This window comes from Microbulbifer maximicatervae (SeqCode), from assembly GCF_052467815.1.
Map to the genome: position 1 here is coordinate 3,649,958 of NZ_CP174326.1, position 23,637 is coordinate 3,673,594.

At 44.9% G+C, this 23,637-nt stretch carries 19 protein-coding genes; 12 read left to right on the forward strand and 7 right to left on the reverse strand.

What is annotated here, in order from left to right; genetic code table 11:
• Nucleotides 1–282: 282 nt before the first annotated feature.
• Complete coding sequence (locus ACJJIW_RS15945) at nucleotides 283–729, forward strand: GNAT family N-acetyltransferase (RefSeq protein ID WP_444935689.1); 447 nt, start codon at nucleotides 283–285, stop codon at nucleotides 727–729.
• Nucleotides 730–757: 28 nt separating this feature from the next.
• Here the strand turns inward: ACJJIW_RS15945 and ACJJIW_RS15950 are convergent, their stop codons facing one another.
• Nucleotides 758–1,654 (reverse strand): LysR family transcriptional regulator, encoded by an 897-nt coding sequence (locus tag ACJJIW_RS15950; protein ID WP_444935690.1) that lies wholly within the window; start codon nucleotides 1,652–1,654, stop codon nucleotides 758–760.
• Nucleotides 1,655–1,771: 117 nt separating this feature from the next.
• Between ACJJIW_RS15950 and ACJJIW_RS15955 the strand changes: the two genes are divergently transcribed.
• Nucleotides 1,772–2,713, forward strand: coding sequence for a peptidyl-alpha-hydroxyglycine alpha-amidating lyase family protein (locus ACJJIW_RS15955; RefSeq protein WP_282933123.1), 942 nt, complete (start codon nucleotides 1,772–1,774; stop codon nucleotides 2,711–2,713).
• Nucleotides 2,714–2,744: 31 nt separating this feature from the next.
• Nucleotides 2,745–3,101: a 5-carboxymethyl-2-hydroxymuconate Delta-isomerase gene (locus tag ACJJIW_RS15960; protein ID WP_444935691.1), complete on the forward strand. Its 357-nt coding sequence runs from the start codon at nucleotides 2,745–2,747 to the stop codon at nucleotides 3,099–3,101.
• A 111-nt stretch (nucleotides 3,102–3,212) separates the two neighbouring features.
• Here the strand turns inward: ACJJIW_RS15960 and ACJJIW_RS15965 are convergent, their stop codons facing one another.
• Complete coding sequence (locus tag ACJJIW_RS15965) at nucleotides 3,213–3,977, reverse strand: SDR family NAD(P)-dependent oxidoreductase (protein WP_444935692.1); 765 nt, start codon at nucleotides 3,975–3,977, stop codon at nucleotides 3,213–3,215.
• A 139-nt stretch (nucleotides 3,978–4,116) separates the two neighbouring features.
• Between ACJJIW_RS15965 and ACJJIW_RS15970 the strand changes: the two genes are divergently transcribed.
• A complete protein-coding gene (locus ACJJIW_RS15970; RefSeq protein ID WP_444935693.1) occupies nucleotides 4,117–5,037 on the forward strand; it encodes a LysR family transcriptional regulator in 921 nt (306 codons plus the stop codon).
• A 19-nt stretch (nucleotides 5,038–5,056) separates the two neighbouring features.
• On the opposite strand, the gene ACJJIW_RS15975 is transcribed toward ACJJIW_RS15970, so the two are convergent.
• Both ACJJIW_RS15975 and ACJJIW_RS15980 read right to left on the reverse strand, forming a co-directional pair.
• Nucleotides 5,057–5,209, reverse strand: a complete 153-nt coding sequence (locus tag ACJJIW_RS15975; protein WP_444935694.1) for a hypothetical protein — start codon at nucleotides 5,207–5,209, stop codon at nucleotides 5,057–5,059.
• Nucleotides 5,210–5,271: 62 nt separating this feature from the next.
• Nucleotides 5,272–6,003 carry a hypothetical protein gene (locus ACJJIW_RS15980; RefSeq protein ID WP_444894100.1) on the reverse strand — a complete coding sequence of 244 codons (732 nt, stop codon included), beginning with the start codon at nucleotides 6,001–6,003 and terminating at the stop codon, nucleotides 5,272–5,274.
• Nucleotides 6,004–6,422: 419 nt separating this feature from the next.
• Between ACJJIW_RS15980 and ACJJIW_RS15985 the strand changes: the two genes are divergently transcribed.
• On the forward strand, nucleotides 6,423–7,133 hold the full coding sequence (locus tag ACJJIW_RS15985; protein ID WP_282933118.1) for an ion transporter: 711 nt from the start codon (nucleotides 6,423–6,425) through the stop codon (nucleotides 7,131–7,133).
• Between the two features lie 48 nt (nucleotides 7,134–7,181).
• On the opposite strand, the gene ACJJIW_RS15990 is transcribed toward ACJJIW_RS15985, so the two are convergent.
• The 3 genes from ACJJIW_RS15990 to ACJJIW_RS16000 form a co-directional block, all read right to left on the reverse strand.
• The gene (locus ACJJIW_RS15990; protein WP_282933117.1) at nucleotides 7,182–7,790 is read right to left on the reverse strand and encodes an OsmC family protein; all 609 of its coding nucleotides are present in this window, start codon (nucleotides 7,788–7,790) and stop codon (nucleotides 7,182–7,184) included.
• Between the two features lie 149 nt (nucleotides 7,791–7,939).
• A complete protein-coding gene (locus tag ACJJIW_RS15995) occupies nucleotides 7,940–8,395 on the reverse strand; it encodes a hypothetical protein (RefSeq protein ID WP_444935695.1) in 456 nt (151 codons plus the stop codon).
• Between the two features lie 251 nt (nucleotides 8,396–8,646).
• Nucleotides 8,647–9,720, reverse strand: coding sequence for a 3-deoxy-7-phosphoheptulonate synthase (locus tag ACJJIW_RS16000; RefSeq protein WP_282933115.1), 1,074 nt, complete (start codon nucleotides 9,718–9,720; stop codon nucleotides 8,647–8,649).
• Nucleotides 9,721–11,401: 1,681 nt separating this feature from the next.
• Here ACJJIW_RS16000 and nosR point away from each other — a divergent pair.
• The 7 genes from nosR (at nucleotide 11,402) to ACJJIW_RS16035 (ending at nucleotide 23,495) form a co-directional block, all read left to right on the forward strand.
• Nucleotides 11,402–13,588 carry a transcriptional regulator NosR gene (gene nosR, locus ACJJIW_RS16005; protein WP_444935696.1) on the forward strand — a complete coding sequence of 729 codons (2,187 nt, stop codon included), beginning with the start codon at nucleotides 11,402–11,404 and terminating at the stop codon, nucleotides 13,586–13,588.
• 23 nt (nucleotides 13,589–13,611) lie between these two features.
• A complete protein-coding gene (gene nosZ, locus ACJJIW_RS16010; RefSeq protein ID WP_282933113.1) occupies nucleotides 13,612–15,522 on the forward strand; it encodes a TAT-dependent nitrous-oxide reductase in 1,911 nt (636 codons plus the stop codon).
• Between the two features lie 110 nt (nucleotides 15,523–15,632).
• Nucleotides 15,633–16,937 (forward strand): nitrous oxide reductase family maturation protein NosD, encoded by a 1,305-nt coding sequence (locus tag ACJJIW_RS16015; RefSeq protein ID WP_444935697.1) that lies wholly within the window; start codon nucleotides 15,633–15,635, stop codon nucleotides 16,935–16,937.
• A complete protein-coding gene (locus ACJJIW_RS16020) occupies nucleotides 16,937–17,866 on the forward strand; it encodes an ABC transporter ATP-binding protein (protein WP_444935698.1) in 930 nt (309 codons plus the stop codon). The genes ACJJIW_RS16015 and ACJJIW_RS16020 overlap by 1 nt, the downstream gene beginning before the upstream one ends.
• Nucleotides 17,863–18,693 carry an ABC transporter permease subunit gene (locus ACJJIW_RS16025; RefSeq protein WP_444935699.1) on the forward strand — a complete coding sequence of 277 codons (831 nt, stop codon included), beginning with the start codon at nucleotides 17,863–17,865 and terminating at the stop codon, nucleotides 18,691–18,693. The genes ACJJIW_RS16020 and ACJJIW_RS16025 overlap by 4 nt, the downstream gene beginning before the upstream one ends.
• Before the next feature lie 15 nt (nucleotides 18,694–18,708).
• Nucleotides 18,709–19,251, forward strand: a complete 543-nt coding sequence (locus ACJJIW_RS16030; RefSeq protein ID WP_444935700.1) for a nitrous oxide reductase accessory protein NosL — start codon at nucleotides 18,709–18,711, stop codon at nucleotides 19,249–19,251.
• Between the two features lie 713 nt (nucleotides 19,252–19,964).
• On the forward strand, nucleotides 19,965–23,495 hold the full coding sequence (locus tag ACJJIW_RS16035) for a sialate O-acetylesterase (RefSeq protein ID WP_444935701.1): 3,531 nt from the start codon (nucleotides 19,965–19,967) through the stop codon (nucleotides 23,493–23,495).
• Nucleotides 23,496–23,637: the final 142 nt, after the last annotated feature.

The following is a 23,637-nucleotide window of genomic DNA, read 5'->3' on the forward strand; positions in this document are numbered from 1 at the left end:
TTGTTGAAGTGAAAAAGTAGCCGAAATGTGTGGTAGAAGAAGGAAGATAAAAGAGAAAGCAGTGGTAATGCTTTGAGCTCCGGGAGGAATTATTCATCAATTCTTAATTAGCGCACTTGTACGAGTATCCAATATAGGGTTTCGGAGTTGGTTTAAGTAGTCGAATGTTTCATGTACGTCACGGAATAAGTAGCGAATAGTCCTTGTTGTCCCCTTTACTTCAATTGATAATCAGGAAGATAAATTTGAACTTGTCTTCTTTTGTACAGATTCACTCTCAAAATGATTAGAAAATACAATAAAAATGACTATCCAAGTGTGCTGGATATATATGCCCGTTCGAAACTCGATGAGCTACGGTTTGAAAGCCGGAGTTTCAATCTACTGCCACTGGATAAAGATCAAAAACGTTTGGCCCAGCTGATGGAGTCGGATATTTATGTGTACGAAAAAGGTGATGTTCTTGGCTATGGCGCGCGATATAAGAATGAGATTCGTGCACTATTTGTACATCCTTCGTTTAGAGGTCAGGGGATAGGGCGGGAGTTGCTGGAGTACCTGTTAGGGGACATCAGTGGCGCTGTACACCTGCAGGTTGCCAAGACTAATGACCCGGTGAAAAACCTGTATCGCAAATATGGCTTTGTGGTGACCAGGGAGCTGCAAACTACCTACAGCGGGGCCCCTGTACTTGCCAATGAGATGGTTCGCGCCCCCAGCGCCAACTAAATACACAAACACCTATGCTACATGGGTGTCAGCAGGCGTTGTTCTCAAAACATTCCTCCAGAAACCTCCAAAAGCCATCCAGCTTGGCGGAGGCGGCTCTTCTCTGCTGATACACCGCAAAAAGTGGCCTGCTTGATTGCTGCCAATCCGGCAGAACCTGAACCAAGTTACCCGCCGTCATATCCCGCTCTACCAAATAATCGTAAAGGCAAGCTATACCGGCGCCAGACAGGGCTGCTTGGTAGAGGGAATAGTAGTTATTACTTGAAAAGTAGGGCTTGGGGGCAATCGTGATCGATTCCTGCCCCTTTTGAAAAGTCCAGGAAAGTGGATCGCGGCTGTACTTGTAACACAGTAGTTGGAATTTATTGAGTTGGTCCGGGGAGGAAAAGGACTTAATCCTTGCCAGGTACTCAGGAGATGCTACCAGGAGCCGATCGTGCCGGCCGATTTGATGAGAGTAGAGCGTTGATTGGGGCTGTGCAGGTTGGGATCGCAATGCCAGGTCAAACCCTTCACCGGTAAGATCCCGAAGCTGATCATCCAGAATCAGGTCCAAACGGATATCTGGGTGCTCAGTTGTAAACTTCGGTAGCCTAGGTGCCAGCCAGAACTGCCCCAGAGCCGTTGGGGCGGTAATCCGCAACAATCCAGAGGGCTGCCCTTTGGAGCTGGTTAGTCGCTCTTCCACTTCCCGTAGATCATTAAGGACACGCTCTGTGGTTTCCAGGTAGTCCCGCCCCGCATCCGTAAGGCTTTGGGATCGGGTAGTACGGTGAATTAGCCGAGTACCCAGTCGCTGCTCAAGCTGTTGGATGGCCTTGCTCACAGCGGACACCGTGGACCCCAATTCCCGGGCGGCACGGGTAAATGACCCCAATCGCGCCACCGTAGTGAACACCTGAATTAAGTGGAACCGGTCCAAAGGAACCTCCAATAATTTCCTAGCAGGAAAAAGTGAATATCAAAATTATGCTATTAACGCATTTATAGGAAAAAGTCACAATATCTTGGCAGATCGACAAGTTAAGAAGGGTTTCTGATGAGAGTGATTGTATTGCTATGCCTGATTTTGGTTCCCAGCGCTTTTACGCTGGCCGAGGCACCGCCAAACAGCCAGCCATTTCACGTCAAGGGGGGTGATTTTAAGTTGCCAGTGGGTTGGCACTTTGGGGAGGTTGCGGGGGTGGTCCGCAGGGAGAATGGCCACTTTGTTGTGTTTCATCGAGGGTCTCATTCGCTGTTGGAGTTCGATGGACAGCGGCGTTTTGTTCGTGAAATTGGCGCGGGACTGTTTGAAAATCCGCATGGTCTTCGTATAGACCATAAGGGCAATATTTGGACTACCGATACTGCCACGCACCTGGTATTGAAATTTGCACCTGATGGCGAAGTAGCCATGGTATTGGGGAAGCGAGGTGCAGCCAGTGAAGGCTGGTTTGATCGCGACTACAACTTGGTGCTGTTCGATCAGCCCCAAGATGTTGCAGTGGATAGAAATGGATTTATTTATGTGGTGGATAAAGGCAACAGCCGCATCGTAAAGCTGGATAAGAATGGCCTTTTGGTAACCACCTGGGGTGGTCAGGGGGAGGCCCCTGGAGAGTTTAATTTCCCTCACTCCATTGTGATTGATTCTGAGGGGCAGTTATATATTGCCGATCGTGAAAACCGCAGGGTACAGATCTTTGATTCAAAGGGTAAATATTTAACTCAATGGAGAGGAATAGGTTACCCCTATGTTCTGTTTCTCAAAGGTGATGCTTTGTGGATGACAGATGCGCGGGCCGAGGAAGTGCGACAGTACGACCTGTCTGGTGATCTCAAGATGCGCTATCAGGGCCAGCCTGGGCGGGGACAGAAGCAATTTGGCTTCGTACATGGGATCTATGTGGATGACGACGGACTTTGGGTGTCCCATATCTTGAATTGGAGCATCAATCGCTTACTGCCAGCGGATACACTACCCGCTCCGGTCATGTAGCTTTTCTTTCAAAATTTACCTGGGAGTATTTATGCCTCACTGTGTTATCCAGTGTCCTTCTAATCTACTTGAGTCGGTAGATGTTGATAGCTTACTGACTTCTATCCATGCCGCTGCAGATCAGTCTGCACTGTTTGAGTCAGGGGATATTAAAGTTCGTTTGTTACCTGTCGAGCACTATTTGGTTGGACCTGAACCAGCACCGTTTGTACACCTGGAATGCAGTCTGCTTTCGGGTAGAAGTATTGAGCAGCGACAAAACTTGGCTCATTTACTAGCCAAGGCACTGTGTGTAGCCGTGCCCGATGTGGAGATGGTTTCTGTAGAGGTCCGCGAGATTGTGCGAGCTACATATTGTAATCGCGCTGCATTGGAGCTTGCAGTGTAGCTTATTTCCCGTGTTTAAGAGTGCCGGGGTGAACTACAAGAAAGCTTCGGCAAAAGGTACTCATTCGCACAAGTGGAGGGCTTGGCCCCCACTTGCGCACTTTCAGGCCGGTTAGAGGCAGTAGCCCCCATCAACCTTCAGGTGTGCATTTCGCATACCGACTGAGTGATCTGTGGCCAGGTAGTGGATTGCTGGCACTATGTCATCCACCTCAAGTGCACGGCCCAGTGGCGTTACCATCATACTCTCTGTGAGATTTTGAATGTCTGATTGGCTCATGCCGGCTTTTTCCTGGATTTCGGTCAGGGTGATTCCGGGGCGTACGCTATTGATACGAATTCCCCTCACTGCTAACTCCGCATTCAGGACCTGGGCATAACCTTCAATGGCAGACTTACTCGCGCTATAAGCGGAAGTTCCCGAAAAGGTTTTCTCTACGGCAATACTTGAAAGCAAAACCACGCTGGAGGGGTTATTCATCACCGGTAGTAATTTTTGCAGTGTGAAAAAAGGTCCCTTCACATTGATATCAAAAGTGTGATCGAAGAGGGCCTCATCGGTTTCCTCAAATATCCCAGGCCTGAAAATACCGGCATTCAAGATAAGGGCATCCAGTTTAACCTCATCGTTTTGTAATTTTTTTCCCAGTTGCTCAATTTGGTCGAGTTTTCCACTATCACATAGGTGGCATGTCAGCTGGCCGCTACTCCCAAAGAGGCCCGTGATATCCTCGGCTGTTTGTTCCAGTTTTTCAGCGTTTCGGCCCGTGATGATGACTTGCCAGCCCTCGGATAAAAAGTGCTTAGCTGTTGCGAGTCCAATACCGGCAGTGCCACCAGTGATTGCGATGGTTTTTGTTTTCTGCTGGTGTCCCATAGATCCTCTCTTGCGATTGTAATGGTGCAATGAATGGCAGTTGCCAAGATTAGGCTTAGGAGGATATGTTGTTAGACTGGTATCAATAAGGCACCGTTAGGGCAACACTTTGGTTCTAATTTGGAAGCAAGGAGACAGAATGCAGCATCTACATCAATACTTGGGACATTTGTACGTCTTCCGGTTGGTCATTGAGCAAGGCAGTTTTCAGGGGGCTGCTAATCAGCTGGGCTTACCTCGCTCATCAGTCAGCAAGAAGCTGGCACAGCTGGAGGGGTTTGTTGATCAGCGTCTATTGCACAGAAGTACGCGGCAATTGCGCCTTACGGATGCCGGTGCTGCTTTGTTGGAAGCAACGGAGACTATGGCTCAGCTAATGAGCAATACCGAACACCTGATCCTCTCCCACCAGGATGAAGCTGTTGGTAGAGTTAAGATAAGTTGCTCTACCTTAATGGGGCAGCGGTACTTATTGCCATCCATACCATTACTAAAGCAACGCTACCCAAAAATTACTTTTCAAGTGAACTTAAGCGATAGGGTTGTGAACTTACTGGATGAAGGCGTTGATATTGCCATTCGCACTGGGCACTTGCCGGACTCTTCATTGGTAGCGCGCCGAATAGGTGAAAAGCGTTGGGGGTGGTTTGCCAGCCCGGATTATTTGGCTAGTTGGGGGGAGCCTAATTCTCCAGATCATTTAAGCCAGCATCAATGCTTAGTGTTTAGTAACCAAACAACAACCATTGACCACTGGCACTTTTCTAACGATGGTAACGAAATAAAGACCATTGCCATTGATCCGGCGATGGTAGTCGATGATGGCCGTACATTGGTTGAATTAGCTACAATGAGTCAAGGTATAGTTATGATTGATCCTCTTCTGGTGCGCCGGGAATTAGCGGAGGGCAAGTTGATGCCTATCTTTCAGCAATGGAGAAGCCCTGAGCTGCAACCGATCCATCTAGTGTGCTTGGGAAGGTCTATAAGAAGTAAAGCGGTAGAGGTAGTTTGGCAGGCATTGGTTGAGGGCTTGCAGAGGGATTTAATTCAGCCTTAAAAGCAAATATGGCAGGGTTTTACGTATCATCTCTTTTTTTCTTTTGAATTTCCTGAAGCTTCTTTCTTTTTAATTCTCTTTTCTTTTGGTAGTAGCGCTTATCGACATATCTAAGCAGTAGCCATAAGACAAGTGCAGCAACAATGCCAATCAGGTATCCTTTCCCGTACATGCTATATGCGACCTTCTGCTGGCCAGATTGAAACCAATCTGGCCTTTCTCAAAGATGGATATCTAGTAGGCAAAATAGGGCAGGTAAGAACTCCAGTCGGTCCATGCGAGATGTTGGACGGTTCTGTTTATGCCATTGGTTTGCATATAAAAGTTCCACCGGCCCGCTTCCTTAACACCAATTACGTTTTTATTTTGGAGATTAATGGCCGCAAAGTTTGATTGAATCAAAATATAACGATTAGGGTCCAAGCCGCCAATTTTAGAGGCATCGATCAGCTGGGTGACATCAGTTCGTAAATAGCTTCTCTGCGCGCTAGCAAATACACTGAGAGGAGTATTATTAATGATTCCTTGATTTACCTGGTTATAACTATTAAATGGATGGGGTTGCAAATGCCCCATAGATAGCTGGCCGCCACCCCAGTCAAGAATAATCAAGCTGCAGCCAGTTTGGCGCTCAGTTACCCAAAAATCTGCATTTGCTGTATTGGGCCGCAATAGTGCTGTATATCGATTGACAGAGCTGTGCCCGCGGGTCGGAGTGGTGAGGGCCTGAATGTAGATCCTGCTGTCATTATTCGCTGCGCCGGGGCCGATACTGATATTCCCCATGTTTAGAGAAAATGGCACTCGAGCCAGCTGCGTTTGATGCCCTGGCTGGAGGCCGATCTGTAGTCGGTAGTTTTGTAGGGCAGTTTGAGGGTCAGCTTTCAATGCCCTGAGTGCGTTACGTGAATTTATTTGATCTTGTAATGGCATGGCTTCAAACTCCTTTTCAATTATGTTTGTCATAATACCGCATTTTTTTGGCGGTTTCTCAAGGGTTTGAGATTGAGTCAATTACACATCATTGCGAGGTCATGAAATTCTTGATTAGTGAATAATTTTTGAATGGCGGTGTGTTAGGCGATGCTCCATATAGTTATGTATTTAAAATAGAAGTTTTTTGTATTGGAGGAGCTTTTGTTTGGATGTAGGGTGCTAATTGGACGGTGAGCGTCTTTATTGGTGCTTATATGTTTATGTCCCAGGGTGGCTTTGTAGGTGTGGTTTATAGGGACGTTAATACGCTCAGCGTGAGTGATTTTGACATGTGTCACACTAAGGGGGCTTGATTTGGTATCTATAAATGTGGGGTGGTGGGTTGTTAATTGGTGCATGTTATACTGCGATTTAAATATTTAGCTATTTAAACTGGGGCTCCAAGAGTGATGTTGAGTGCGAGAAGGTTGATTGACAATTATGAAAGCAAATCAGGGAAGTATTTCTCTATATTTATTCAGTGTTTGATAGTCGCATCGTTAGTTTCATTTTCAATTAGTACTATCCCGGATTTAACTCAAAGTCAGAAGGGTTTTTTGCATGCCTTTGAGGTTTTCTCGGTGATAGTTTTTACTGTGGAATATCTAGGTCGAGTATATGTCGCAAAAAATAAGTTGAACTTTATATTTAGTTTTTATGGTTTGATTGATCTTCTGGCATTCTTGCCATTTTATATTGCTTCGGGGTTGGACTTAAGGGCGCTTAGGGTTGTTCGGTTATTTCAAGTTTTTAGGGTTCTTAAGCTATTGCGTTATAGTAAAGCTGTGGCTAGATTTAGCCGTGCATTTCGTATGGTCAAAGAGGAGTTAGTTCTGTTTGGTGTGACTGCACTGATTTTACTTTATTTGGCTGCGGTGGGTATCTATTATTTTGAGAATACTGCCCAGCCAGAACAATTTAAATCTATCTTTCATAGCTTGTGGTGGGCAGTAACAACCTTGACCACAGTAGGATATGGCGATATGTACCCAGTTACTCTCGGAGGAAGAGTATTTACTTTCTTTGTTCTTTTGATCGGTTTGGGAGTGGTTGCGATTCCCACAGGGCTCGTTGCTTCCGCCTTATCTAAAGCTAGGCTCGAGGAAATGGATGACAATTAGGCGCGGTAATAGAGTATGGCCTCGTAGATTGGGAGGCCATACTTGGGTTTAATCAAATTCAATAGCTTTGTTGTTAATGAATAGTTGGGTATCGACCGGTGTCGCGCTAGCAACGGTTTGAAGGGACATGCAGGCTTGCCGGCAACAATGCATAAATTCCACCAGTTTTTCTTCGGGCTCATCGCTTTCAATAATTAAGTGTATCTCTACCTTGTCACCTTTGCCGAATACGTTTTCAGGTCTGATGCCCCCCAAGTTTAAAGTCGTTGAGAATTCAGTTTTCTGTTCTAGCCTTACATTCTTTAGATTAATTGCCGCGAGTTTTGCTAGCATTTCGATGTGAGACATCATGCAAAGGGCTAGACCTGCAGAAAAGTACATAATTGGAGACGGGGCACTGCCTCTACCGCCAACTGCTGTGCCTTCATCACAGATCAGTTCCCAGGTTCCACCATTAGGAACATTGGAAAATATGGTGGCTTTCTTTAGATGATGCCCCTCAGGCATTTGCTCGACATTAATATGAGCGTGAAATTTAAGTAGTTCGCCCTGCTTCACTTTATCGAGGTGAGGCGGAGAAAAAGTGACTTGGTGGGCATCTTCATCTAATTTGCGAGCAATAGTAGAGCTCGACATTTCCCACTGAATTGAGTCCATTTCGAAGCTCCTGGCTTTTGTTTGATTTGACTGAGAGGTAGGATAGTGTAGATTCAGATATACTGCTAAAGCTCGGAAATAACTGTATCAGCTGTATAGAGTAAGGTGGGATGGCAAGTAGTCCCACCACTTATCGGATAATAGGGGAGCTAGTCGAGTAGAGGGAGCGCGGTAAATAGTGCAAGTTGATGTGCGTAAGCCATCGCATCTTCCCTGGAGGGAAAGATCTGAGCCTGAATGTAATCTCTCCTATTGCTATGGAGAAAAACCAATATAACCTGCCAGCTGGAAAGGTTACTTTTACGATTAGTATTGTGAGGTGAGTAAGGGATAACTTTAACTCCCTTAAAAGCTTCTAGAGATTGCGTTTCCGTCCAGCAGTGCCAAAGGGCTTGCCGCTTGGAGATATAGCTTTTCGATTCTCCATCGATGTAATGTGTTGCCTTGAAGGAAAGGGTGGCTATAGATAAAAGTGTACACAGAGCGGCGGCAAGCCAGGAGATGGTAGAGCCACCATCAAGGGCAAAACTAAGGCTGACTATCAGCCAGGTCAGAGTAAACCCACCAATAATATAGGTGGCCACCTTGTTGGACTGCAGTTCCATGTTTGCCGTCTTCCTATTTTCCTCTAGGTACAAGATTAGGCGCCAGAATCCGACTACAACTAACTAAGCCGCTAATGCACACTTTGCTGGCTTGAGGGAATATATGACAGATGTGTATCACGGCACGGCAAAAGTACCCCTTTTGTAGGGGCTTTATCAAGTGGAGAGTGTAATTTAATAAAGGGCAGATATTACAATTATCAGCAAATGATAGGAAAGAGGCCCGTAAGGGGCCTCTTAAGAAAGTCTGTCTAAGAAATGCGCACTTTAAGGGGCTCACGTAGTTGCTCAGCCATACTCAATAGCAGAGTCTCGGTAGTTTCCCAATCGATACATTTATCGGTAACAGAAACTCCATATTCCATATCGTCCAAATTTGGTAGGATTTTCTGGTTGCCAGCCTTCAGGTTGCTTTCCACCATAATGCCAATAATCGACTGATTACCATCGAGTATTTGGTGGGTCACGTTGTCGACCACGAGGGGTTGTAACTCATGGTTTTTATTGGAATTGGCATGACTGCAATCGACCATAATGTTTGGCACGATATTGGACTTGCGCAGCTCCTGCTCGCACATCGCAACACTTACCGAGTCGTAATTTGGTTTGTCATTACCTCCCCGTAGTACCACGTGACCGTATGGGTTGCCTGCAGTATGGATAATTGCGACTTGACCGCGCTTGTTGATACCGAGGAAGCGATGGGGGTTGGCAACAGACTGAAGGGCGTTGATAGCGACTTCCAGGCCACCATCGGTACCATTCTTAAAGCCTACGGCAGAGGAGAGGCCGCTGGCCATTTCCCGGTGAGTTTGTGACTCAGTAGTACGAGCGCCAATAGCAGACCATGAGATCAAGTCTTGCAGGTACTGGGGGGAAATCGGGTCCAGAGCCTCTGTTGCGGTGGGCAGTCCCAGTTCGGCGACGTCCAGTAGCAGTTTACGGCCAATATGCAGGCCTTCCTCAATCTTGAAGGAGTCGTTCAAATGGGGATCGTTGATCAGGCCTTTCCAGCCAACTGTAGTGCGGGGCTTCTCAAAGTAGACACGCATTACAATCAGCAGAGTATCGGAGACCTTATCTGCAATCGCCTTCAAGCGCTTGGCATAATCCATTGCTGCGTCCACATCGTGTACGGAGCAAGGCCCGATAACCACCATCAGGCGGTGGTCTCTGTGATCAAGGATGTTGCGCACGGCGGCGCGCCCTTTGGCGACGGTCGCCTCAGCGGCATCGCTAATGGGGAGTTCTGCTTTCAGCGTCTCCGGGCTGATCAGTACTTCCTGGGAGACAACATTTAAGTCGTCGAACTGCTGTGTGGTCATGGCGTCTTCTGGTTTCTCTATTCCTTGGTACCGCGCTGCACCTGCAGGCGGAGTACCTATCCTACTTTGCCATACAGAATAGGGCGAGGGTTTCATTTGCAACCAAATATTTGGCCCTTTTTTGGGATAGCCATTATCCTTCCACTTAAAGACAGGTTGGCAAATAGTAAGAGGTATTCAGGGGCTCCTTAAGCGTGGATTACAGGCGACTTCGCCATGTTGGGACTAACTGAAGCTTCATCATATTCTATAGATCGGAATTACTATAGAAGAGGTGGCGAAACATTGCTCTTTCTGGCGGAAATATACTCGTACCGGAATGCCACGAAATAACCTAGTAAATCCAGAAAGGTTCAAGCTGAAGGTAACCGCAACCGTATTGTAGATCTCGCAAAGGGCTTAGACGTTGCTCCTATCATCTAGTGTTCCCAAAGTCTGCAAAGATACTAGCTGAGCTATCCCGACGCTTTTTAGAAAACAGCTTTATTCATAAACAGGGTAAATTGAAGAGTACTCATGAATGAAGCATGAGAGATGCGGTGAGCTATCGGAGCTGGTGATATCAGCGGTCAAAATCGTGATCCGGGCGCTGAGTAAGTTTAAGGGTAGTTGGATGCCGGTTCCCAATCGCCAGTGAGATCCCCCCGCTTCTTTATTGGTTTACTGAGCGATTAAGGCATTAGTACATAACCAGTTAATCTGCCTCTTTTAACCCTTGGTGTTTTATGTCCAGCGTCTCTCCAGCTTCTAGGGTAATAAATCGTTTAGCCACGTCCTGCATTACCAAAAGGCCTGCAAGTTATTACGGGATTTTTTACATTGGTCAAGTAGGTTAACCAACCGGCGGTATGTCTTGCTAGGATTTGATAAGCAACTCCCGTGAGAAAGATCACTTTTAATTGTTAATAGATGTAGCAAAGTTGCACTTTTTAAAACTCAGACTCTTGGTGTCTGTAAAAGTGTAGATTCTATTTTTTTGTCGTCACTACTCCCCCCGCCCAAAATATCTCTTTTGCCAAGCAGTAATTTAGGCGTAATCAATTTTTTTCAGGATGCGATAAGTATCCGATAAGTCAAATAAGTAATTATTCGGTTTGCTGTCAAAAAGGTGTAGCGTTGAGGCAAGTTGGGGCTAAAATGTCCCTGCCCGAAGCTTTACATCTATTTAAGTTTCTACTGCCTACCAATCCATGCAGCATTCTGGCTTTCGCAAGCTAAAATCCCTAAAAACTTGATAGACATCAAGAAACTTCAAAGCTTGTCCTTCTAAACTTTCACTTGAGATGAATCATCTCGAGTGAAATAGGGGGATATCATTATGTCTGTTTCATCCAAAGATATAATACTGGCAATCTGTGCCGTCTTACTGAGCGTACCGATCTCCTTGAATCAATCCGAAGAACCAAAGCTATTACTAAGCCTGGCAATCGAAATACAAAGAGTGGCCGACGAGATAGTATTTTCTGGCATACCAGAAATTACTTATAAGCAAGGCTATCAATATAGAGCACGAGATACGTTATCTTCAAGGAAATACGATGCAGAGGTAATTTAGATCTGGGATGTAGATCATCGTATTCATTTGTTTATGTTACTTGCCTAACTTAAGTAAAAGTACTTTATGTCCAATACAATCATAGTCAGGATTTCTACCCAGCAATAGGTATCACAAAGGTTGCTAATGATGAAAGGATGTTACAGATTATTAGCCGATTCTTGGGTGTATCTATGCTTTAGTGTATTGCTATTTTTTGCTTTACCTAATGGTGCACAGTCAATGGTGCCAGTTAGTGAAGAGCAACAAAGGGAAATTATATTCCAGGTATTTCCTGGAGCTACCAAAATTACTAATAAAGAATCTCTGGTTGATGGGCAGTTCTTAATTCGGCGCATTTATAAAGATGATGTTGAAATCGGATATGCCTTCAATACCAATGATATTGTAAAAATCCCCGCCTATTCGGGTAAGCCCATCAATACTTTGATTGTGATGGGAAAGGATGGGAAGTTTTTGGCTGTTCAGGTGCTTGAGCATCATGAGCCTATTCTATTGGTAGGTATTCCAGAGCAGAGACTTTTTGATTTTGCAAATAGATATCAAGGCCTGAGTGTTACTGACCATATTCGCGTAGGTAATGATAGTAGTGAAGAAAAGCACCATATAGATATGGTGTCCGGTGCTACTGTTACAGTTAGGGTGGTAAATGAGACTATTATGCGTGCTGCTCGAAAAGTTGCGCGTCATTTAGGTCTTGCAGGGCTTTCCCTTAGAACTGTAAAAGTTCGAGCCAGTATAAAATCAGAGAAATTTTCCGAAGCCGATTGGGGCAGTTTGACGGAAGATGGTTCAATTCGGAGGCTTTTACTTAAGCGTAAGGATGTCGATTTAGCTTTTGTAGGCACCAAGGCTGAAAACCAAACGGCTAAAAATCCTGAAGAAGCAGAGAAAGCATTAATAGATCTATATTATGCGCCGGTTAATATACCGTCTGTTGGTAGAAATTTATTAGGTGATTCTCAGTATGACTGGCTAATGAGCGAGATTAGTCCTGGTGATAGTGCGATTGCAGTGATGGGAAGGGGCGATTACTCCTTCAAGGGTAATGGCTACGTTCGCGGTGGGATCTTTGACCGTACCCAGTTGCTACAAAACGGTAAGGTCATCAGTTTTCATGACTCAGATTACTATAGACTTGATGATGTTTACATTGATGGTTTCCCCGGATTTGAGGAAATGGCGATCTTTGTTATTCGGGACCATTATGATTTTGATCCAGGAGAAGCCTGGCAGCTGGAATTATTAGTTCGTCGTCAGATTGGAGCGCTAGATAGCGTATTCACCAGCTTTTATGGTGATTATTTAACTCCGGAAAAATACTTGTCACGTCCTGAATTAATCAGTTCTGATTTAGAGCCAGAATCTGAAGCCCTATGGGTCAGCATCTGGCATGAAAAGGCATTCCAGATCGGGATATTGTCCGTAGCACTATTTGTGCTACTTGGGATTGTCATTTTTCAGGATATTCTCGTCCGCTATCCTCGACTGATGCAGAATCTTCGTCAAGGGTACCTGATATTCACACTTGTCTTTATTGGGTGGTATACGTTAGGGCAGCTCTCTGTAGTTAATGTTTTTACTTTTCTACATGCGTTCCAGGGGAATTTTCAATGGGACTTGTTCCTACTTGATCCCATACTTTTCCTTCTCTGGAGCTTTGTTGCAATGACTATGTTGCTGTGGGGGCGGGGAATTTTCTGTGGTTGGTTATGTCCATTTGGTGCCTTACAGGAACTTATTAATGAAGCCTCTCGGCGGTTAAAAATTAAGCAGTTCGAGATTCCTTTTGCCGTACATGAGCGCCTCTGGGCAATCAAGTATGTGATTCTTCTTGTGTTATTTGCAGTATCTTTGGAATCTCTGTCTGAAGCTGAGTATTACTCTGAAGTAGAACCATTTAAAACCACTTTCCTGCTGAAATTTAATAGGGAGTGGGGGTACGTGGTTTATGCCGCTGTGCTACTTATAGTCAATATTTTTACCCGCAAGGTGTATTGCCGTTATATCTGCCCACTTGGGGCAGCCTTGGCTATTCCTGCTCGCCTACGTTTATTTGACTGGCTGAAACGCCGTAAAGAGTGTGGTCAGCCGTGCAGGGTATGTAGCAATGAATGTGAAATACAGGCGATTCACCCAGATGGTTCAATCAATGCCAATGAGTGTCATCACTGTTTGGATTGCCAGGTAACTTATTATCGAAATGACAAATGCCCGCCGTTGGTGATTAAAGCTAAAAAACAAAATAGGCAAAAAGCGGCAATGGAAAGAATAAAAGCTCTGGATGTGACTGAGTCGGTACCAAACACTTAATCCTTTTAATGGGGAATGTGAGAATGATAGATCCGAAAGATAAAGACCTACCTACGGTTGATACGGAAAACTCGCAGCTAACAGAGCATGTGAAAGTTAGCAGGCGTTTATTTCTCAGTGGTTCAGCGGCATTGGCGGGTATCGCAAGTACGCTTGGGGCAGGAGTTGGGAGTACTTTATTATCCTCCAGTGCTCAAGCTTCCACTAGTGATGATGGTTCAGTTCGCCCAGGGGAGCTGGATGAATACTATGGCTTCTGGAGTGGAGGGCACTCTGGCGAAGTGCGTGTTCTCGGGTTGCCATCCATGCGAGAGTTGATGCGAATTCCAGTATTCAATGTAGATAGTGCAACTGGTTGGGGTATTACTAATGAGAGCAAAGCCATCCTGGGAGAAAATGCCCCGTTAAATGGTGATAGCCACCACCCACATATGTCGATGACCGATGGTCATTATGACGGTAAGTATGTTTTTATTAATGATAAAGCAAATACTCGAGTTGCGAGGATTCGCTGCGACATTATGAAGGCTGACAAAATCACCACCATTCCGAACTGTCAGGCTATTCATGGGTTGCGGGTACAAAAAGTACCTTATACCAAGTATGTATTTGCCAACGCTGAATTCCGGATTCCCCATCCAAATAATGGCCTAAACATGGATGATGTACCGGGTTATTACACTCTATTTAGTGGTGTAGATGCAGAAAGTATGGATGTGGCATGGCAGGTAATAGTGGACGGTAACCTCGACAATACCGATGCGGACTATACAGGGAAGTATGCATTCTCTACCTGTTATAACTCAGAGGGTGCGATTGATCTCACCGGCTCTATGAAGGCGGAACGGGACCATCTGGTTATTTTCAATATTGAACGTATTGAAGCCGCCGTAAAAGCGGGCAGGTTTACCACTCTGGAAGGCTCAAAAGTGCCGGTGCTAGATGGTCGAAAAGGTTCTGATCTAACACGCTATGTACCGGTTCCCAAAAATCCTCATGGTATTAATACAGCTCCGGATGGAAAGTATGCAGTAGCCAATGGGAAGCTATCGCCTACGGTGACAATGTTCCAATTGGACAAGTTTGATGCCTTGTTCGAAGATAAAATAAAACCGCGCGATACCGTTGTTGCTGAAGTAGAGCTGGGGTTAGGGCCATTGCATACCGCATTTGATGGTAAGGGCAATGCCTTCACTACATTGTTTATTGATAGTCAAGTATGTAAATGGAATGTGGAAAAAGCCATTCATGCATACAATGGTGAAAATGTTGATTACATTTTGCAAAAATTGGATGTTCATTATCAACCGGGTCACAATCATACCAGTATGGGAGAAACCCGTGATGCCGATGGCAAATATTTGGTATCACTACAAAAATTCTCCAAAGACCGCTTCTTACAATGCGGGCCCTTACATGCCGAGAATGACCAGTTAATTGATATATCTGGCGATGAAATGAAGCTGGTACATGATGGCCCAACTTATGCGGAGCCCCATGACTGCATGATTGTACATCGTTCCAAGGTAAAAACCCGGAAGTTGTATGACCGTAATGACCCTACGTTTGCCGCCACTATTGCGATGGCAAAGGCTGATGGCGTCGATGTTTATAGCGAAAATAAAGTAATACGCGATGGCAAAAAAGTGCGTGTTTATATGACCTCAGTCGCACCCGTTTACGGCATGAATGAGTTTCGGGTAAAGCAGGGAGATGAGGTTACTGTGGTTGTTACCAATCTTGACCAGATTGAGGATGTTACCCACGGATTTTGCATGGTAAACCATGGCGTACAAATGGAAATAAGCCCACAACAAACTGCCTCCGTAACCTTCACTGCTGATAAACCAGGAGTTCAGTGGTTCTATTGCAACTGGTTCTGTCATGCGCTGCATATGGAAATGCGTGGTCGCATGCTGGTGGAACCTGTGTAACAAGTATAGATACCCGGCAGGGCTAAATTCCTGTCGGGTTTATTTGAGGAGTGTCCATTCTGAATTTTTCCAGAAAAATTTTGGGCCTTATAGCTCTTTTGGGTAGCTGCATGGCCAATGCAGCTGTCATTTCCCTAACCCCGCAGGATGATTTGCAACTAGCACTGGATCGGAGCCAAGTGGGAGACACCCTGATATTGGGAAAGGGGATGTATCTAGGAAACTTTATCCTTCGAAATACAATAGAGCTAACTTCGGAAGAGGGGGCCGTAATTGATGCAGGTGGCAAGGGCCATGCATTACAGGTTGAAGCAGAAAATAGCTATGTGCATCATTTGCAAATTATAAACTGGGGAGAAGACCTGACAAGTCAGGATGCCGCAATCCTTTTGTCGAGTTCTGCAATCGGAAGTCGTATTGAAAACAATAGTCTACATGGTGGCGGATTTGGTATCTGGGTGGATACGACCCGTGCAGCTAAGATTTTAAATAACAAAATACGAGGTAATCCAGGATTACGGGCAGCTGACCGTGGTAATGGTATTCACTTATTTAATGTGTCACAGGTTTTGGTTAAGGGAAACGAAATTTGGGAAACTCGGGATGGCATCTATATCGACAGTAGCAATAACAATGAGTTGATTGGTAATTACTTACACGACTTGCGCTATGGCGTACACTACATGTATTCATACCACAATTTACTACAGGGTAACCTAACTGAAAATACCCGTACTGGTTACGCTTTAATGCAGTCAAAATATCTGAAAGTGCTAAATAATCGTTCGGTAAATGATGTGAACTACGGAATCTTGATGAACTACATCACGAATTCAGTCCTGCGAAATAATGATATTAGAGGTATCCAGAATCGCAATAATCCTCATATGCAAAAAACGAGCATTAAGAAGGCGAAAATAACTGGGCTGGAAGGCAAGGCGCTATTCATTTACAACTCACTATTCAATGAATTTTCCGGTAATAGGTTTGCCGATAGCGATATTGGTATCCACCTGACAGCGGCATCTGAAGATAATGCACTAAAGGGAAATTCTTTTGTAAATAACAAAACTCAAGTTAAGTATGTATCCAGTCGTGGCCAGGATTGGGCAGGAAATTACTGGAGTGATTACCTGGGTTGGGATATGAACGGAGATGGTGTCGGTGATATTAAATATGAGCCGAATGATAGCGTTGACCAGATTTTGTGGAAATTTCCATCAGCAAGGCTTTTGCTCAATAGCCCAGCAATAGAAACTCTACGCTGGGTGCAAAGACAATTTCCGGTGTTTAAAGGTCCTGGAGTGATTGATAGTCAGCCATTAATGACTGAGACAATATGGAAGGAGGTAGAAACGAAACTTTCTGATGAGAGCGACTTTCTGCAGGAGCGTATTCAGGCAGGTGCAGAATAATGGGCCAAACAGCGAATATTGTTGAATTACAACAAGTAGGGAAGAAATACAGAGACATTAGGGCTTTACAGTGCCTTGATCTGTATTTGAAAGCGGGTGAGGTTTTTGGCCTATTTGGACATAATGGAGCCGGCAAAACAACAATCATCAAATTGATTTTAGGGTTAATAGGTGCTTCCTTTGGCCGAATCAGCGTCTTTGGTAAAGATCCGGCTCAACAGGGGGGGCGTGAATTTCGTAGTAAATTGGGATTCTTACAGGAGAATGTCAGCTTCTATGCTCAACTTACGGGTTTGGAAGTCTTGGAATATTTTGCTCAGTTAAAAGGAGCCACTCGAAAACAGTGTATGGAGCTACTTGAGCAGGTAGGCTTGAAAGATGCCTATGATCGGCGAGTTAAAACCTACTCTAAAGGGATGCGCCAACGCCTGGGGCTAGCGCAGGCATTACTGGGTAACCCGCGCTTATTGCTATTGGATGAGCCAACCGTTGGCTTGGACCCAATTGCCACTAGGGAGTTTTATCATACTATTGATCACTTAAAGCATCAGGGATGTACAATTGTACTTTGTTCGCATGTGTTACCAGGCGTTGAGAAATATCTAGATCGGGCGCTTATTTTGCGGCGGGGTAGGGTTCTGGCCGCTGGTAGTATTGAGCAACTGCAAGACCAGGCAAGTCTACCTGCGGTATTCCAGCTAAAAGGACAGTCCGGCTTGCTAGAAGAGCTGCCTCAAGAATTGAGGCCTTTGACCCGGAGTCATAGCAAGGGCGCAGAGCTGCTTGTACCTATGGATGAAAGAATGCAAGCTCTGCGGATACTTACGAAGTTAAGAGGTATTGATAAGATCGATATTCAATTACCCTCTCTCGAAGACCTATACACCTACTTTAATCAGCAGCGCTTTGACCAGGAGGGTGTTTTATGACGGGCCCGATATTTGTCGTTGCCGCAAAGGAATTTCGGGATGGCCTGCGTAACCGTTGGGTGTTATCAATATGTATTATATTCTCGGTATTGGCAACAGGTTTGGCATACTTTGGAGCTGCAGCAGCGGGAAAGGTTGGTTTTAGCTCTCTATCAACAACAATTGTTAGTCTTGCAAGTTTAGCGGTATTTATTATTCCCCTGATCGCAATGATACTGTCATATGATGGCATTGTTGGTGAAGATGAAAGTGGTACTCTACTGCTATTAATGACATACCCTCTGTCCCGTACTCAGCTCCTATTAGGGAAGATGTTAGGGCAGGGCGCGATAATGGCATTTTCAACACTGGTAGGTTTTGGTTCTTCCGCAGTGGTGATTGGACTATTTTCCGCTCATACTTCCTGGAGCGAATTACTGATACCTTATATGGTATTTATTTCGTCTGCAGTTCTGCTGGGCTGGATATTTATTGCTATTGCCTATGTAGTTAGTGCTAGTGTATCAGAGAAATCCAAGGCGGCCGGTATAGCTATATTAATATGGTTTGTTTTTGTGCTGGTGTTTGATCTTGGCTTATTGGGGTTGTTGGTATCAACTGAAGGCAATGTAAATGCCGATCTGTTTCCCTATTTGCTATTAGTTAATCCAACGGACATCTTTCGGTTGGTTAACATTACTTATTTTGCGGACCAAAATCTCAGTGGATTTATGGCGCTTGCGAATCAATCCCAATTTTCATTATTCGGGTTGCTGGGTGGGATGTTGGTTTGGTTAGTGTTACCCACTAGTCTGGCACTGTATATTTTTAGTCGCCGTGAGTTATGAATTTGGGAGGGTGAGATGAAATATCTATTAGCGCATGCTTTTGTAATCAGAATATTGTTTCTGCTATTGATATTGGCTGCTTCATTAATAGGTTGTACAGCGGACAAGAAAATTTCTTTGGCTCATCAGGTAGTAGCGATTGAAAATGGTGAAGAATGTCATTTATGCGGTATGATCATTACCAACTACTCTGGCCCTAAAGGTCAGCTAATTAGTAAAGGGGAAGAGGGAAATCTCAAATTCTGTTCCACCCTCGATATGTTTGCCTTTATTGTAGATCCTGAAAATAGCCATAATATTCAGCAGGCCTTTGTACACGATATGGCGGTAACACCTTGGGACCGTCCTGATGAGGAAACCTATATAGATGCCCGCAAGGCCTGGTATGTGATAGGGCATGCGAAGCAGGGCTCCATGGGGGCAACATTGGCAAGTTTTGCTAGGCAGCAGGATGCCCAAGCTTTCGCTGATGTAGAGGGCGGCGAAGTGTTGAGTTTTGATCAAATCAATTTACAGACTTTGGTAGACATGTCCAGTGTGCATAAAAGCCCTATTTAGGGAGCTGTTGAATATCCTGTGTTATCGCTGCAGGCCTCAAAGGTTCGCCTTGCTGGGCTTTGAAAGCGACCCCGTGATTGTGAGCTGTTCAGGGAGCTAGAAGCATCGCTGAACTATTCATGGGCTCCTGAGCTTTGTTATGGAGACTTCAAACCAAGGGTAAGTGATGTGCTGTCTAAACTGACTAATCGGTAAAGGTGTTGTCGACATATTGATGAAGAATTAAGCAGATCATATTCTTTGTGAGTATTTTCTTTAAAGTTTGATCGTTAGTTTAAATGAGTGATTTTTCATTTACGGGTTGTTACTTGTGGGGTTCGGTTTTTATATTTTCTGGCAATGGAGAATTTCTGAGGTCCTTTGAAGGTTAAAGATTAAACGCTAGTGTCTAAAGCCTGGAGATGTGAAGTGGTTATTTGTAAGTTAAAAATCGCAATATAATTAGATCTAGGGTACTGAGTAGAGGGCTTCTAATGTCAATAACTTTTCGAATATTTTAACGATAAGGTTCCATCTATTTGTTCAGCGAAAATTGTGTTTTTGTAAACATTTAATTATCAAAAATAATTGACCATTAAAGAGCGGCATGAGTAAAGCTAGAATTTATATGAAATGTGAATCAGGCTGACCAAATCAAAGAACTGGTTCACGGCGCCATTCGGGGCATACCTATAAGCTGCGCCGGTAAATTCAGCATCTTTAAATGACAAATAATGTTTATACGTACCAATAGAAATTCCCACCCTCAAAAGACATTAAAGAGTCCTTTTGTACTATTGCTAACTGCCATGCTTTTTGGCTGCGGCGGCGGTGGCGGCAGTAGTAGCGATGAGGCAACTCCACAGGAGGGTTCTGGTGGGGGAGTAGTAGATACTCCCTCAGGGGGGAGTGCCAGTAACACTCTACCCATTGCCAATGACCAGCTGGTAGAGATGGCTGCACATGGCCGCCTTGCTAAATCCATATTTCTTGCCGCTTATGATGCGGATTTAGATTCACTAGACTATTCCATCCAGTCTGAACCGGCTCATGGTAGTTTAACGGGCAGTGGGCGACGCTGGGAGTACCTCCCAGCGACAGATTTTACTGGTACCGATAGTTTCTCTTATTTAGCGTCAGACGGAAGCGGTGCAAGTAATATTGCGACGGTTACTATTGAGGTCGCGGCAAATGATTGTGTCAGCGATTTCTTGGAAGGACCTGCAGACAGCCTGTTGGTACATGTTCCTTCTCACTTGGAATTCCGTGATGTAGCCGGTGGAAACTCTGTGGTTGTTGAGGGTACGGCATTAACAGAAAGTGCATCTTCAGATCCTGATTTAGAAGGGCGCACAATGTTTGTCAGTCGCAATGATTTCAACAGCGCTGACATGACTGTAGACCTTCCCGAAAAAGATGATCTCACCTATTTTAGCTTGTCATTTAAGTTTATTCCGGATAGCAATGAAGGCGATGAAGTAATAGTTCGGTCTATTGCTGATCCTACAGGCAATAACAATGCAGGCAGTTTTTATGTAGGTACCAGCGGTGGTGATATTGTAGGACAGTTGGGGAGTCAGGATAGCCAACAATTTTCTAATGGTGAGAGCACTTTAAAAACTCGTAGCTGTAATCATGTCGCTATTACAGTCGATAATGGCACATTGACTACCTATTTAAATGGTGAGGCATCTTCTTCGGTTTCTATTGATAGTGATAGTTACTCCAGTTTGGGTGATATGCTGCAATTCGGACCCTTTGCAGGAAAAATTTGGGATGTACGGCTCTATGAGCGTGTGTTGACATATGATGATGTCATGGATTTGGGGGGCAGCAAGTGTAATGAATCCATGATTGCTGCCAGTCCCTATGATGGCTACAACAATTACCTTTGTTCAACCTATCAGTGCCAGTGGTGGTCCGATGATACTGATAAGACCATGGCTAACTTTGAGCACTATATAGTGGCTCAAGAGAGGGTTTGGGAAAGGAATATCTTTGAGGCCGGAATGTACGGCAAAGGTGAACTTTGCACCTACTTCAGCGATGAGGGATCTACCCGTGATTTGGAGTTGAACGACGCGATTAGCAATACTTTTGTTAAGGATTATACCCTTGAAGATAATCCGCTTACCCAGTCTAATGCCCAGCACTGGATGCATGAGAACTTCCACTCTTATCAGGGCCGCTTGAATAGGGTTACAGGTGAATCGAGCGGTAAATATACTTTGGAATCCTCTGCAAGCTGGGGAGCAGATCATAATATCCCGGGCGTTAAGGATAGCCTGTTGGGTTACTATACCCTCCACCCGCATATTTCCCTTTGGGCCATACAAGACTCTCCCGTTGATCATCAATATGGTTATGACTTTAAAGGTGGGCATCAGTACGGCGCTTATATTTTCTGGTCTTGGCTTACAAATTATGCGGTTAGCAAGGACCTGATGGGAGGTGTATTCCGCAATTCCAGAGATGGGCTCAACGACCTGGAAGCAGCCGATGCTTACTTAACAGCCCAAGGGCACGACATGAAAGCCCTGTTTGCCGATTTTGCTGCACAAATTACGACTTGGGATATGGTTGAGAGTGAGGCCTATCAGATTTCGGAGGCAGCCTCTTTGAGTAGAATGTTGAGTGAGCACCCCGATGCCAGTACCCACGATAATAAGTACACTCAAACATTTGACCAGGAAGGGACGGGTAATAGCTGGACCGATATGGATACTGGTTTTGTACCAGGCTCTTGGGCTTTTAATGCCTTTAAGGTAGAAGGTATTACTGAAGACAGTAACTACACCATTGCGGTTAGGGTTGATGCTGAAAATAACCCAGATCATGCGGACTTCCGTGGTCGTGCAGTGGTTTACAACCCATCTACTGGTTCTCGTAGTTATTATCCATTTGATATTGATAGCTCCGGGGAAGATTCAAGTACCGTAGTACCGGTACCTGCCAATCATGAACTCTATGCTCTCGTAGTCACAACTCCTGACACCTTCAGGGATTTTGAGTTTTATGATTATGATTTTGCTATCTATCCATCTGGTGGCGACGTAAATACCGATCCAGTGGGTGATACTTCAGATGAGGATGTTGTAAAAGTTGTGGTTATGGCAGGCCAGTCCAATATGGAAGGCAACAACACCCGGTTAGATCGCTTGCAAGAGCTGATTTGCCATGCCAATGCAGATTACACCTACGGCGATGTCGACTGTGGTTCTACGGCGATTAGTGATGACCAGATAACAGAGCAGTTTATCAATAATAGTGATTCGCTAGCCGATTATAACCAGAGACTTAGCGATGATAACGAAGATCCTGTGGTGCAGAAGCTCGGGCAATTCCTCTGCCGTGCAGGCAGTCTCGACTCTCATACAGGTGAAACCTGTGATAGCCGTAACTTTGATCTGACTGACCGACTCTTTGCCACCATCAGTAGATATTACTTCTCCTCTAGCGATGGCTCCTATGGGTACAATTACGATGCCCGGATGCAAATGAGTACTGCTATGGAGGTAGCTGAGATTTATACTGATGGTCACCTGGACGCAGCTCTTGAAGGTGCACGAGACGATATTACTGTACTGCAGTATCAGGGTTCATTGAATGATACCGGTTCTCTCTCCTTCTCTGAGCGCCATGGTGAATTGTTCCCCAATTACGGCGTGTCTACTAACCGCTATGGACCAGAGCTCACTTTAGGGCACTACCTCGGTGAAGAGACTGAGAACGATCTGTTGCTTTTAAAAGTGGTTCAGGGTGGTACTGACCTGAGAGTTGACTGGAAGGTCCCTGGCTGCCATGACTCCGCCGCTAATGAGTGGACCCAAGATGAGGAAAATCAGGAGTCTCTTTACACTGCGATGTTGGAGAAGATTGAGGCCTTGCGCGACCCTGAAGTCTTGGCTGGTTACTTTCCGCAGTATGAAAATAAGTCGATTGAAATCGATAGTTTTATCTGGTTCCAGGGTTGGAATGATGGAGGGCAAAGTGTAAATGAAAACAACTATGAGGCGAATTTGACCTGTCTGGTGAATGGCCTACGGGAAGCGCTAAATGATTATGACTTGCCCATTGTTATTGCTAAAAGCCACTATGGTGATGCCAGTGGAGCTATTCAGTCTGCCCAACAGTCTGTTGCAGACAACATCTACAATGTTGAGGCTCATGAAACAGATGATCTCTCAGGTTATTACCATTTTGATCCAGCGGCGCATTTAGCGATAGGTAAGAGAATGAAAGAAGAGATGGATAACTTACATTGATTTAGGACTCATTTACAGGGGTTAAGTAGTGGATAAAACCATCATTCTTAAGGTTTTATCCGCTCTGGCTTTGCCTTAAAGGCTTACAAGTTAACTCCAATATACTCTCAGGTTGCCTTGCTTTGGTATATCGCTTTGCCTA